This is a genomic window from Burkholderia sp. A2 (genome assembly GCF_001729305.1).
GTDB lineage: Bacteria > Pseudomonadota > Gammaproteobacteria > Burkholderiales > Burkholderiaceae > Burkholderia > Burkholderia sola.
This window is the reverse complement of sequence record NZ_LZXX01000083.1, coordinates 106,082-118,215: the sequence shown is the minus strand read 5'-3', so window position 1 is coordinate 118,215 and position 12,134 is coordinate 106,082. Positions and strand designations below refer to the sequence as shown.

Here is a 12,134-nt window from a genome sequence, read left to right as displayed (position 1 = left end):
AAAGGGGAAGGCGGCAGCGCTGCGAAACGTCATGCACCCGGGCCGGGGCGCGTGCGGTTTGCGGGTCTGCCGGACGGAGCCGGGGTGGGTGCGGCGAGGAACGCGAGCAGATCGGCCATGCCGGTGCCCGTGCCGTCGGGCGGCGCGCCGAGTTCCTCGGCGGGGGCGCCCGTGCGGTTGAGCCAGAACGTCGTGTAGCCGAACCAGGTGGCGCCCGCGACGTCCCACGCGTTCGACGACACGAACACGATGTCGCGCGGGTTCGCCCCGAACGCGGCGGTGCCGAGCGCATAGGCGGCCGGGCTCGGCTTGTACGCGCGCACGGTGTCGGCCGACAGCACGCGATCGAACAGCCCGGACATGCCCGCGCTCTTGATCGCGATGTCGAGCATCTGCGGGGTGCCGTTCGACAGGATCGCGAGCGGCGGGCGCGGGTCGAGCGCGCGCAGCTTGCGCAATGCGGGCAGCGTGTCGGGATAGGTGGACAGGCACGCGTATTCGTCCATCAGCCGTTTCTCGGCCGCGCTGTTCAGCGCGAGCCCGAGCCGGCGCGCGGCGAACCGCAGCGCATCGAGCGTGATGTCCCGGAACGGGCGGTAGTGCGTGCCGGCCGGATCGGCAAGCGTGCGCAACTGCGAGTATTCGATCTGCTTGCGTCGCCACAGCTGCGACAACCGTTCCCCATGACCGGGAAACATCTGCTCAGCCACGGCCAGCACGGCACGCACGTCGAACAACGTGCCGAATGCGTCGAAGAGAATGGCGTTGGGAGAGGAGAGTGTCGTTGTGGCCGACATAGCCTTGCGCTCCGGTTTCAGAGGTCGGGTCGATTCTATTCGTGATAGAAGGTGCTAAAAAAGACGCTAAACGTCACTTGATCTTTTACTTTCATATACCTAATCTTGTGCGGCTCAAGTTATTCGAAGGGCGGCGATGCCGTCCTCCCGACGGAGTCATGGACCGGTTCAAACAGATCGAAACGTTCGCCGCGGTCGCGGCCAAAGGCAGCCTGTCGGCGGCCGCGCATGCGGAAGGCGTCGCGCCGGCGATCATCGGCCGCCGCCTCGACGCGCTCGAGGAGCGGCTCGGCGTGAAGCTGCTGGTGCGCACGACGCGCAAGCTCACGCTGACGTTCGAGGGGTCGGCGTTCCTCGAGGATTGCCAGCGCATCATCAACGAGATGCAGAACGCGGAAGCGAGCGTGTCCGCCGGCGGCGTCAAGGCGAGCGGCCATCTGCGGATCTCCGCGCCGGCCGGCTTCGGCCGGCGGCACGTCGCGCCGCTCGTGCCCGAATTCAGCGGCGCGCATCCGGACGTGTCGGTGACGCTCGACCTGTCCGACCGGATGGTCGACCTCGTCAACGAGGGGTTCGATTGCGCGGTGCGGCTCGGCGAACTGCCCGATTCGTCGCTCGTGTCGCTGAAGCTCGGCGAGAATCGCCGCGTGTGCGTCGCGTCGCCCGCGTATCTCGCGCGGCGCGGCACGCCGGCCACGCTCGCGGAACTGGCGCGGCACAACTGTCTCGCGCTCGCGGCCAATGCAAACCAGCAGCGCGGCTGGGCGTTCCAGGAAGGCGACAAGGTCGTGTCGATCCGCGTAAACGGCACGATGGAATGCTCGGACGGCGCGGTGCTGCACGAGTGGTGCCTCGCAGGGCATGGCCTCGCATGGCGCTCGTGGTGGGAAGTCGGCGAGGACATCGCGGCCGGCCGGCTCGTCAGCGTGCTCGACGCATTCGCTGCGCCGCCGATCGGCATTCATGCGGTGTTTCCGCAGCGCCGGCACCTGCCGCTGCGCGTGCGCCTGTTTCTCGATTACCTGAAGCACACGTACGAGCGGCCCGGCTATTGGGGCGAGTAGGCGCTGCGCGTCCGCGTGTTTCCGATATGAGGGCGAACCCGCTGACGGTGCGGCTTGCGCGGTTTCACCCACTACAATCGTAAGAGGCATGCACGCCGTGTCGCGGCCGGTTCGGCCGGAGCCGGGGCGCGCGGCGTGCGATTGACGAAGGAGGGCGCGATGTTCCGGCACATCCTCGTTCCAACCGACGGTTCCGAACTGTCGCAAAAGGCGATCGACGGCGCGATCGACCTGGCGCGCGCGGTCGGCGCGCAGGTCACGGCCTACGCGTGCCTGCCGCAATACCCGTACTCGCCGTTTTCCGAAGTGATCATCGAGCCGCCCGCCGATTTCCGCGCGCGCAGCGAGCGCGAGGCGCGGGCGCATCTCGACGAGGTGGAAGCGGCGGCGAAGGCGGCCGGGGTCGCGTGCGACACGTGGACGAGCGTGCATCCGTCGCCGTATCTCGGCATCATCGAGGCGGCCGAACGCGGCGGGTGCGACGTGATTTTCATGGCGTCCCACGGACGCCGCGGGCTCGGCAGCCTGCTGATCGGCAGCGAGACGCAGCGCGTGCTGACCCATACGAAAATTCCGGTGATCGTCTATCGGTAGGGCAGCGCCGGCCGTGGCCGGGCCAGGCTGCGCCGCAGAAAAAGGGCGCGCCGGACGAAGCCGGCGCGCGGCGTTGCTGGCGGCCCGCAGGCCGCGCGGCCGGTCGCGCGATGGGACTCGCACGCCTGCCGTCTCCTCCCTGATTGTTGTTCCGGTGGCCGATGCCGCGGCATCGGCGTCACGCTTGGGCGGGTTACGCGACCTTCTTGCCGTCGAAGAACTGTTCGTCCTCTGTCGAGCCGTGCAGCGCGGTCGTCGATGCTTCGCGTTCGACCGTCTGCGTCACCGCGTCGAAGTAGCCCGTGCCGACCTCGCGCTGGTGCTTGACTGCCGTGAAACCCTTGTCGGCCGCCGCGAACTCGGCCTGCTGCAGTTCGACGAACGCGCTCATCTGCGTGCGGGCATAGCCGTGCGCGAGGTTGAACATCGAGTAGTTCAGCGCATGGAAGCCGGCCAGCGTGATGAACTGGAATTTGTAGCCCATCGCGCCGAGTTCCTTCTGGAACTTCGCGATCGTCGCGTCGTCGAGGTTCTTCTTCCAGTTGAACGACGGCGAGCAGTTGTACGACAGCAGCTTGCCCGGGAACTGCTTGTGGATCGCTTCCGCGAACTTCTTCGCGTACTCGAGATCGGGCTTGCCCGTTTCGCACCAGATCAGGTCCGCGTACGGCGCGTACGCGAGGCCGCGCGAAATCGCCTGTTCGAGGCCCGGCTTGGTGCGGAAGAAGCCTTCCACCGTGCGCTCGCCGGTGAGGAACGGCTTGTCGTTGTCGTCGACGTCGGACGTGATCAGGTCGGCCGCTTCCGCGTCGGTGCGGGCCACCAGCACGGTCGGCGTGCCCATCACATCGGCCGCGAGGCGCGCGGCCGACAGCTTCGCGACGGCTTCGCGCGTCGGCACGAGCACCTTGCCACCCATGTGGCCGCACTTCTTCACCGACGCGAGCTGGTCTTCGAAGTGGACGCCCGACGCGCCGGCCTCGATCATCGCCTTCATCAGCTCGAACGCGTTGAGCACGCCGCCGAATCCGGCTTCCGCATCGGCGACGATCGGCGCGAAGAAATCGACGTAGCCTTCGTCGCCCGGGTTCTTGCCTTCCGACCACTGGATCTGGTCGGCGCGCGTGAGCGTGTTGTTGATGCGCTTGACGACGAGCGGCACCGAGTTCGCCGGGTACAGCGACTGGTCCGGGTACATTTCGCCCGCGACGTTCGCGTCGCCGGCCACTTGCCAGCCGGACAGGTAGATGGCCTTCAGACCGGCCTTCACCTGCTGCATCGCCTGGTTGCCGGTCAGCGCGCCGAGTGCGTTGACGAACGGCTCGTTGTTGATGAGGCTCCACAGTTTTTCCGCGCCGCGCTTGGCCAGCGTGTGCTCGATCGGGATCGAGCCGCGCAGGCGGACCACGTCCTCAGCCGAGTAGTTGCGCTTGATGCCCTTCCAGCGCGGATCGGTTTCCCATTGCTGCTGCAGTTCCTGTGCCTGTTGCTGACGCGACATGATGAGCTCCTTGATGCGATGTATGCGTGACGGGCCGAATCTGGCGGTGACGATGCGGTTCGCGAGGCGGGGAAGTGATGCGTTCCGGTTCGCGAAGTCTTGTATAAGAGTCTAGGCAAATCGGTGGGAGCGAAACAGGGGCTGTCTTGGGAAGCGTGGATTTTTTTAGTTGTTTTTAATCAATGGGTTGCCATTGTCATTTCGAGATAAGAAATGCGTTTTCCTATCCCGCAATCGCACGGGTTGTGCCGTGCAGCATGATTTTTTACGACGCAAAAAAATTTTCCGCATCGTGAAATTGACGCGAGGCGAAAAAAACCGGCGCGGATGCGCCGGTTGGCTGGATGGGCAGGTAGCCGATCCGCGGGGCGGCCGAGGGCCGCCCGTGTGTGCTTACGATGCCGAGTTGCTGCGGCGCGGGCCGCCGCTGCGCTGGCCGTCGCGACGCGGGCCGCCGTCGCGGCTGCCGCCCGGCTTGCCGCTCCAGCCGCCGCCATTGCCGCCGCCGTAGCTGCGACCGTTGCCGCTGCCGTTGCCGCCATAACCGCCGCCCGGCTTGCCGCCGAAACGACGACCGCCGTTGCCGCCGCCCGGACGACCGCGGCCGCCGGTGCCGCCGTTACGCGGAGGCGACTTGCGCGGCTCGAAACCTTCGACCACGTTGACCGGCAGCGGCGAGCGCACGAAGCGCTCGATACGCTTGAGCGCGCCTTGCTCGGCGTGGTGCACGAGGCTCACCGCGGTGCCCGAACGGCCCGCGCGACCGGTACGGCCGATACGGTGCACGTAGTCTTCCGCAAACTTCGGCAGGTCGTAGTTGAACACGTGCGTGATGCCCGGGATGTCGATGCCGCGTGCCGCGACGTCGGTCGCAACCAGCACGCGCACACGGCGCTCGCGCAGCGCGCGGATCGTGCGGTTACGCGCGCCCTGCGGCAGGTCGCCGTGCAGCGCGGCCGACTCGAAGCCTGCGTCGGCGAGGCGGCCGGCGAGCTGGTCGGCGTCGATCTTGGTCGCCGTGAAGATGATCGCCTGGTCGAGCGCGTCGTCGCGCAGCAGGTGATCGAGCAGGCGATCCTTGTGATCGCGGTCGTCGACGTAGTGAACCGTCTGCGCGATGTTCGTGCGCGACTCGAGGCGCTGCTGGATCTCGATGCGTTCCGGGTCCTTCAGCAGGCGGCTCGTCAGCGAACCGATCTTGCCGTCGAGCGTGGCGGAGAACAGCATCGTCTGGCGCGATTCCGGCGTGGCGGCGACGATCGTTTCGATGTCTTCGATGAAGCCCATGTCGAGCATGCGGTCGGCTTCGTCGAGCACGAGCATCTTCAGTTCGGACAGGTCGATGCGCCCGCGCTCGAGGTGATCGAGCAGGCGGCCCGGCGTGGCAACCAGGATCTCCGGGTTCTTCGCGAGCAGCATCAGCTGCTGGCCATAGGCGACACCGCCGAGGATGCTGACCGTGCGCAGGCGCTTCAGGTGCTTGCCGTACGTCGATGCGGCCGTCGTGACCTGCATCGCGAGTTCACGGGTCGGCGTCAGCACGAGCAGGCCCGGGCGCGCGACGGGTTGCGGGCGGCGCGCGCGGCGGTCGCCCTGGTTCGGGTCGCGCGGCGCGCGCGGCTGCTGTGCCTGCGTCTTCTGGAGCTGCGCGAAACGTTCGATCGCGGGCAGCATGAATGCGGCGGTCTTGCCCGAACCGGTCGGGCTCGACACCAGCAGGTCGCGGCCGGCGATGCCGGCCGGAATCGCGCGCTGCTGGACCGGCGTCGGCTTCACGTAGCCGGCGGCCTGCAGCGCGGAGACGATCTCCGGCGACAACCCGAGCGACGCGAAGCTCGGCTCGTCCGACGCCGGTTCGACCGCGGCCGGTGCGGCGGCGTCGAGACCGAGCGCCTGGTCGGCGATCGCGTTGAGCGGGCTGGAGTTGATGCTCGAAGTCATAACAATCCTTGAAACACAGTGGGTGAAACGTCGGCGCCAATCGCGCATACCCAAGTCGTCGGATTCAGCGAGCAAATCGGGAAACGGGTGCAATCCGCCGAACCGTCGGCGGATGAGGCATTAGAAGCTGTTTTGGGTGCGGCGCGCTTCAGGAGCGGGGCCGCCAGCCTAGTTGACGACCGCAAGGGTCGAAGCAGGAGGGGACAGGTTCTAAACCGGATTGGAGCTTAACGCTACGAGGCGTCGGGCCGGAACGGCTTGCGAGCCGAGCGCGGGAGGTGACGCAGGCCGCATTATAAAGAAATTTGCTGCGCTGCGCCACTGATTTGATTGCCGATTGCGATGACGGCGATCCGGTCAGGACGCCGTGCCGTTTTTCAGCGATTCGACGAGTTCGATGTACTGCTGCTTCGCCGCATCCTGCGGCGTGCCCTTCAGCGCTTCCCACGCATCGTACTTGTATTTGCCGACGATGTCGGTGAAGCCCGGCTTGTCGCCGTGCGCGTCGCCGTCGGTCGCCTGCTTGAAGAGCGCGTACAGGCGCAGCAGGGTCAGGTTGCCCGGCCGTTCCGTCAGTTGCTTGACGTCGATCTGGGCCTGGTCGAATTGGGCGGTGAGTTCGCTCATCGGGTGTCTCCGTAAGGGTTTCAGATCGGCCGATCTTAACAAGCGGACCGTCGCGCCGGGTCGAGCGATCCTTCCAAACCGCCGCCCGCGCCGCACGTGCGCACAGATCGGGCCCGATCGCCCGTGGGAGCGGGGCGGCGCATTACAATGTCGGCCATGACGCAAACAGTGCTCCTCGCCATCGACACGTCGACCGAATACTGCTCGGTCGCGCTGCTGCGCTCGGCCCCGGCCGATGACGCCGTTTCCACTCCGCAAACCTGGGTCCGTCACGAGCTGACGGGCGCCGTGTCGAGCACGCGCGTGCTGCCGGCGATCCAGGAACTCTTCGCCGAATCCGGGCTGACGCTCGCCGACTGCGACGCGATCGCGTTCGGCGCGGGCCCCGGCTCGTTCACGGGCCTGCGTACCGCGACGGGCATTACCCAGGGTCTCGCGTTCGGGGGCGGGCTGCCGGTCGTGCCGATCGGCACGCTGCTCGCGTGCGCCGAGCATGCACGGCTGCGCGCGCCCGGCACGGCCCGCGTGCTCGCCGCGCTCGACGCGCGGATGGATGAAGCCTATTGGGCGGATTTCGAATGGGACGACAGCGTCGGCGAATGGCGCACGCTGCATCCGGCGTCGCTCGACGCACCGGGCGCCGTCGGCGTACCCGACGCGCCGTTCACGCTCGCCGGCAACGCGGCCGCGGCGTTCGGCGCGCAATTGCCGGCTGCCGCGCGGGCCGCCGCGATCGACGGCGATGCGCTGCCGCATGCGCTGGCGGTCGCGCATGCCGCGCTGCGGGCGTTCCGCGCGGGGCGGGCGGTGCCGGCCGATCAGGCCGCGCCCGAATACGTGCGCGACAAGGTCGCGCAGACCACGGCCGAGCGCCTCGCCGCCCGGGCCGCGCAGACGGGCGGAGCGAAGGGATGACGGGCGTGCTGCTGAGCGACCGCTATCTGGCGCCGATGACGGACGCCGATCTCGACGAGGTCGTCGCGATCGAGCAAGTCGCGTACGAATTCCCGTGGAGCCGTGGCAATTTCGAGGATTCGCTGCGTAACGGCTATCTCGGCGTGTGCCTGCGGCACGTGACGGGCTCGCTCGTCGGCTATTGCGTGCTGATGCCCGTGATCGACGAGATGCATCTGCTGAACCTGTGCGTCGCGCCGGCCGCGCAGCATGCGGGCGCGGGCCTCGCGCTGCTGCGCGAGGCGGTGCGTATTTCGCGCGCGGAGCGGCTCGACGGCGTGCTGCTCGAGGTGCGGCCGTCCAACCCGCGCGCGATCCATCTGTACGAGCGCTTCGGCTTCGTGACGATCGGCCGGCGCAAGAACTACTATCCGGCGAAGCATCGCAGCCGGGAAGACGCGATCGTGATGCGTCTGACGCTGAACAAGGACGAGGGGGATGCGCATGGCGTGGGCTGAAGCGGCGCTCGAGGAACTGGGCCTCGCGCAGATCTGGGTGCGGCGCGGGCAGCGCGCGGACGAAGGCGCGGCAGCCGACGCGCCTGCGGTCGCGCACACCGCCGCGACCGATGACGGTTCCGCCGTCGGGGCCGATCGGCCGGTGCGTGCAGCGCGTACACCGGTGCAGGACGATGCGCTGGCGGCCGTCGCGCGTGGCGCGGCCGGCGCCTCGGCGGCTCGCGAGTCGGCGGTGTCAGCGGTGTCGGCGCAGGGTGTCGACGAGGGCGATCGCCGGGCTGCGCGAGCTGTATCGGCCGCATCGCCCGATACGATGCCACCGAAGGATGATGCGCCGGCTGCAGCGGACGACGATTTCGCCTGGTTCGACGCGGCGCCGCCGGCCGAGTCCGCGCCCGTGCCGCTCACCGAATCGCGCCCCGCCGGCACGCCGGTCGCCGCGCTCGACTGGGATGCGCTGGCCGCGCGCGTGGCCGACTGCACGCTGTGCCGTCTGTGCGAGAAGCGGACCAACACCGTGTTCGGCGTCGGCGACCGCGAAGCGGACTGGATGCTGATCGGCGAAGCGCCGGGCGAGAACGAGGACAAGCAGGGCGAGCCGTTCGTCGGCCAGGCCGGCAAGCTGCTCGACAACATGCTGCAGTCGTTGTCGCTCAAGCGCGGCGACAACGTGTATATCGCGAACGTGATCAAGTGCCGGCCGCCCGGCAACCGCAACCCGGAGCCGGACGAGGTCGCAAGCTGCGAGCCGTATCTGCAGCGCCAGGTCGCGCTCGTGAAGCCGAAGCTGATCGTCGCGCTCGGCCGTTTTGCCGCGCAGACGCTGCTGAAGACGGATGCGAGCATCGCGTCGCTGCGCGGCCGCGTGCATGCGTACGAGGGCGTGCCGGTGATCGTCACCTACCACCCGGCCTACCTGTTGCGCAGCCTTCAGGACAAGTCGAAGGCGTGGGCCGACCTGTGCCTCGCGCGCGACACGTTCAAGCGCGCGGACGGCGCCGACGCGAACGGTCCGGCCGGGTCATGACGACCGGCGCGGCGTGCGCGTTCGTCGATACGCTGCATGACGCCGCGGTGCGCGATCTGGGCTGGCTGCTGGCCAGCCCGAGCCTGCTCACCGCGGTGCCGGGCGCGCCGCTCGCGCGCCCATGGCCGGATGCGGCGGGCCAGGCGGCCGTCGAAGCCTGGCTCGCCGCGCTCGATGCGCAGCCCGGGCCGCTGCATCGCGCGCTCGACGGGTGTCGGCCCACCCGGCTCGGCCGCTACGCCGAATGCCTGCTCGAATACTTCCTGACGCACGGGCCGTCGCTGCGGCTCGTCGCGGCCAATCTCCCCTTGCGCAGCAACGGCCGCACGCTTGGCGAGGTCGATTTTCTCGTCGATGCGCCGGACGGCCGGCGCCTGCACTGGGAACTCGCGGTGAAGTGCTATCTGTGCGCGCCGGTCAGCGACGGCGCGTCGCTCGCCGACTTCGTCGGCCCCAATCTCGTCGACCGGTTCGACCGCAAGCGCAGCCGGCTGCTCAACCATCAGTTGCGGCTCGGCGAACACGACGGCTTTGCCCGGCTCGGCTACGGCGCGCCGTCCGACGCGCAGATGTTCATCAAGGGCTGGCTGTTCCATCCGCACGGTGCGCCGGTGCCGTCGGTGTCCGCCGAAATCGCGCCGGATCACCCGCGCGGGTTCTGGCTGACGCATGCGCAGTGGCCGGCGTGGGCGGCCGCGCAGCGTGACGGCGCGGCATGGAGCGTATTGCCGCGGCTGGCGTGGCTGGCGCCGCGACGTGTCGCCGCCGGCGCGGGGTTCGCGCCCGACCCGCTGGCGAGCGCACCGGAACTGCCGCCCGTACTGGCGACGCGCCAGGCGCCCGACCTGATCGGCATCCATGAAAAGGGCGGCGATGGCACGTGGCGCGAGACGGCGCGCGGTTTCGTCGTGCCCGACGACTGGCCGGCGCGCGCGCAGGCGTTCGCCGCGCAGGATCGCTGACGTCGCGTCAGCGGCCGCTCACCACCAGCGATGAAAGTGATGGACCGGGCCGACGCCGTGACCGACGTCGAGGTGGCCGCTCGCGGCGATCGCGCCGGTCAGGTAGGTCTTTGCCTCGCGTACCGCGCTTTCCAGATCGGGGTGCTGCGGCAGCAGCGCGGCGATCGCCGACGACAGCGTGCAGCCGGTGCCGTGCGTGTTGCTGACCGGCACGCGCGCGCCGTCGAGCCGCACCGTGCGGGTCGCTTCGACGAGCCAGTCGGGGCTCGCGGACGCGTCGGGCAGGTGGCCGCCCTTCATCAGCACGGCGCGCGCGCCCGTCTGCAGCAGCGCCTGGCCTTGCCGGACCATGTCGTCTTCGGTGGTGGCGGGCGCAACGTTCAGCAGCGCGGCCGCTTCGGGGAGATTCGGCGTGACGACCGTCGCGAGCGGCAGCAGCGTGTCGCGCAGCGCGGCGACGGCATCGGGTGCGAGCAGCGCGTGCGAACTCTTCGAGATCATCACCGTGTCGAGCACGACGAAGCGCGGCGCGTAACGGCGCAGCGCGTCGGCCACCGCCTGCACGATCGCCGCGTTCGCAAGCATCCCGATCTTGACCGCGTCGATGCGGATGTCGTCGAACACCGCGTCGAGTTGCGCGGTCACGAACGCGGCGTCCGGCGCATGCACGCCGGTCACGCCGCGTGTGTTCTGCGCGGTCAGCGCGGTGATCACGCTCGCGCCATACGCGCCGAGCGCGGAAAACGTCTTCAGGTCGGCCTGGATGCCTGCGCCGCCGCCCGAATCGGAGCCGGCGATCGTCAGGAGGTTGGGTATCGGGTGCGTCATGAGGGCAACGCGCCGGTTCGAGGGCCGGCGCCGGCGGACGAAAACGGAAAGTGTAGCGTCAGTGCCGCGATTCGCCGATCAGCGCGACCGAGTCGAACTGACGCTGGTTCGCCTGGTGGCGGCGCATCACGAGCCACATGGTCAGGCAGACGAACGTGCCGAACAGCACGATCACGACGCCGACCGGCACGTCGAGCCACACGAGCACCGCATACAGGCACAGCATCACGAGCACCGACAGGTTCTCGTTGAAGTTCTGCACCGCGATCGAATGGCCGGCCGACAGCAGCACGTGGCCGCGATGCTGCAGCAGCGCGTTCATCGGCACGACGAAGTAGCCGGACAGCGCGCCGACGCCGATCAGGAAGATGTACGCGACGATCAGGTAGAACGGCAGGCGCAGATGGCCGAAATGCACGGCCCAGTGCGACGGGAACAGGTCGCGCGTGTAGAACGCCATCAGCATCACCGCGATGCCCATGACGATGCCGACGGGCAGCACGGTCAGCGACTTCTTCAGCGGAATGCGGGCGGCCGCGGCGATCGCGCCGGCCGCGACGCCGACCGCGACCACGGCCTGCAGGATCGCGCCTTCGGACAGCGACATGTTGAGCGACACCTCGGCCCACTTCAGCACGATGAACTGCAGCGTCGCGCCCGCCCCCCAGAACAGCGTGGTGACCGCGAGCGAGATCTGGCCGAGCTTGTCGCGCCAGAGCACCATGAAGCAGTCGGCGAAATCGGTGAGCAGCTTGACCGGGCCGCGTTCCTGCTTCGGATAGCGGGCGCCCGTGTCGGGAATGCGCAGGTTGAACAGTGCGGCGACCACGTAGATCGCCATGATGATCGCCATCGCGGCTTCGGCGGGCGTGCCGATCCAGGCAGGGGTGTGCGCGATCACGTGCGCCGCGATGTGCGGGCTGATCAGCGCGCCGCCGAGCACGGTGCCGAGGATGATCGAGCTGACGGTCGTGCCTTCGATCCAGCCGTTCGCGGCGACCAGCCGGTCGGCCGGCAGCAGCTCGGTGAGAATCCCGTATTTGGCGGGCGAGTAGGCCGCCGCGCCGAACCCGACGATTCCGTACGCGATCAGCGGATGGGCGCCGAACAGCATGATCAGGCAGCCGATCACCTTGATCGAGTTGGTGATGAACATCACGCGGCCCTTCGGACGCGAATCCGCGAACGCACCGACATACGCCGCCAACACCACATACGACAACACGAAGAACAGCTTCAGCAGCGGTGTCATCCAGTTGGGGGCGTGGAGGTCTTTCAGCAGGGCGATGGCGGCGATGAGAAGCGCATTGTCGGCCAGCGACGAGAAAAACTGCGCGGCCATGATGGTGTAAAAACCTTTTTTCATCTGATGCGATGCTTT

At 68.4% G+C, this 12,134-nt stretch carries 12 protein-coding genes; 6 read left to right on the top strand and 6 right to left on the bottom strand.

Annotated features, from left to right (window positions below; translation table 11 throughout):
* Positions 1 to 29: 29 nt before the first annotated feature.
* Positions 30 to 797 (bottom strand): haloacid dehalogenase type II, encoded by a 768-nt coding sequence (locus A9Z05_RS08405; RefSeq protein WP_069617692.1) that lies wholly within the window; start codon positions 795 to 797, stop codon positions 30 to 32.
* Between the two features lie 158 nt (positions 798 to 955).
* Here A9Z05_RS08405 and A9Z05_RS08400 point away from each other — a divergent pair, with 158 nt between their 5' ends.
* Both A9Z05_RS08400 and A9Z05_RS08395 read left to right on the top strand, forming a co-directional pair.
* The gene (locus A9Z05_RS08400; protein WP_069617691.1) at positions 956 to 1,861 is read left to right on the top strand and encodes a LysR family transcriptional regulator; all 906 of its coding nucleotides are present in this window, start codon (positions 956 to 958) and stop codon (positions 1,859 to 1,861) included.
* 159 nt (positions 1,862 to 2,020) lie between these two features.
* Entirely contained in the window at positions 2,021 to 2,455 is a 435-nt protein-coding gene (locus tag A9Z05_RS08395) for a universal stress protein (RefSeq protein WP_050012929.1), read from the top strand.
* A 193-nt stretch (positions 2,456 to 2,648) separates the two neighbouring features.
* Here A9Z05_RS08395 and aceA read toward each other — a convergent pair whose 3' ends face one another.
* The 3 genes from aceA to A9Z05_RS08380 form a co-directional block, all read right to left on the bottom strand.
* Entirely contained in the window at positions 2,649 to 3,956 is a 1,308-nt protein-coding gene (aceA, locus tag A9Z05_RS08390; protein ID WP_069617690.1) for an isocitrate lyase, read from the bottom strand.
* Positions 3,957 to 4,349: 393 nt separating this feature from the next.
* Complete coding sequence (locus A9Z05_RS08385) at positions 4,350 to 5,897, bottom strand: DEAD/DEAH box helicase (RefSeq protein WP_069617689.1); 1,548 nt, start codon at positions 5,895 to 5,897, stop codon at positions 4,350 to 4,352.
* A gap of 357 nt (positions 5,898 to 6,254) precedes the next feature.
* The gene (locus A9Z05_RS08380; protein WP_069617688.1) at positions 6,255 to 6,524 is read right to left on the bottom strand and encodes an acyl-CoA-binding protein; all 270 of its coding nucleotides are present in this window, start codon (positions 6,522 to 6,524) and stop codon (positions 6,255 to 6,257) included.
* A gap of 147 nt (positions 6,525 to 6,671) precedes the next feature.
* Here A9Z05_RS08380 and tsaB point away from each other — a divergent pair, with 147 nt between their 5' ends.
* From tsaB to A9Z05_RS08360, 4 genes are read left to right on the top strand one after another with little or no spacing between them, the layout of a single operon-like run.
* On the top strand, positions 6,672 to 7,439 hold the full coding sequence (gene tsaB / locus A9Z05_RS08375) for a tRNA (adenosine(37)-N6)-threonylcarbamoyltransferase complex dimerization subunit type 1 TsaB (protein WP_069617687.1): 768 nt from the start codon (positions 6,672 to 6,674) through the stop codon (positions 7,437 to 7,439).
* Positions 7,436 to 7,936 (top strand): ribosomal protein S18-alanine N-acetyltransferase, encoded by a 501-nt coding sequence (rimI, locus tag A9Z05_RS08370; protein ID WP_069617686.1) that lies wholly within the window; start codon positions 7,436 to 7,438, stop codon positions 7,934 to 7,936. The genes tsaB and rimI overlap by 4 nt, the downstream gene beginning before the upstream one ends.
* The gene (locus tag A9Z05_RS08365) at positions 7,923 to 8,963 is read left to right on the top strand and encodes a uracil-DNA glycosylase (protein WP_069617737.1); all 1,041 of its coding nucleotides are present in this window, start codon (positions 7,923 to 7,925) and stop codon (positions 8,961 to 8,963) included. The genes rimI and A9Z05_RS08365 overlap by 14 nt, the downstream gene beginning before the upstream one ends.
* Complete coding sequence (locus A9Z05_RS08360; protein ID WP_069617685.1) at positions 8,960 to 9,925, top strand: DUF1853 family protein; 966 nt, start codon at positions 8,960 to 8,962, stop codon at positions 9,923 to 9,925. The genes A9Z05_RS08365 and A9Z05_RS08360 overlap by 4 nt, the downstream gene beginning before the upstream one ends.
* Before the next feature lie 18 nt (positions 9,926 to 9,943).
* Here A9Z05_RS08360 and thiD read toward each other — a convergent pair whose 3' ends face one another.
* Both thiD and lplT read right to left on the bottom strand, forming a co-directional pair.
* The gene (thiD, locus tag A9Z05_RS08355; RefSeq protein WP_069617684.1) at positions 9,944 to 10,753 is read right to left on the bottom strand and encodes a bifunctional hydroxymethylpyrimidine kinase/phosphomethylpyrimidine kinase; all 810 of its coding nucleotides are present in this window, start codon (positions 10,751 to 10,753) and stop codon (positions 9,944 to 9,946) included.
* Positions 10,754 to 10,811: 58 nt separating this feature from the next.
* Positions 10,812 to 12,119 carry a lysophospholipid transporter LplT gene (lplT, locus tag A9Z05_RS08350; RefSeq protein WP_069617683.1) on the bottom strand — a complete coding sequence of 436 codons (1,308 nt, stop codon included), beginning with the start codon at positions 12,117 to 12,119 and terminating at the stop codon, positions 10,812 to 10,814.
* Positions 12,120 to 12,134: the final 15 nt, after the last annotated feature.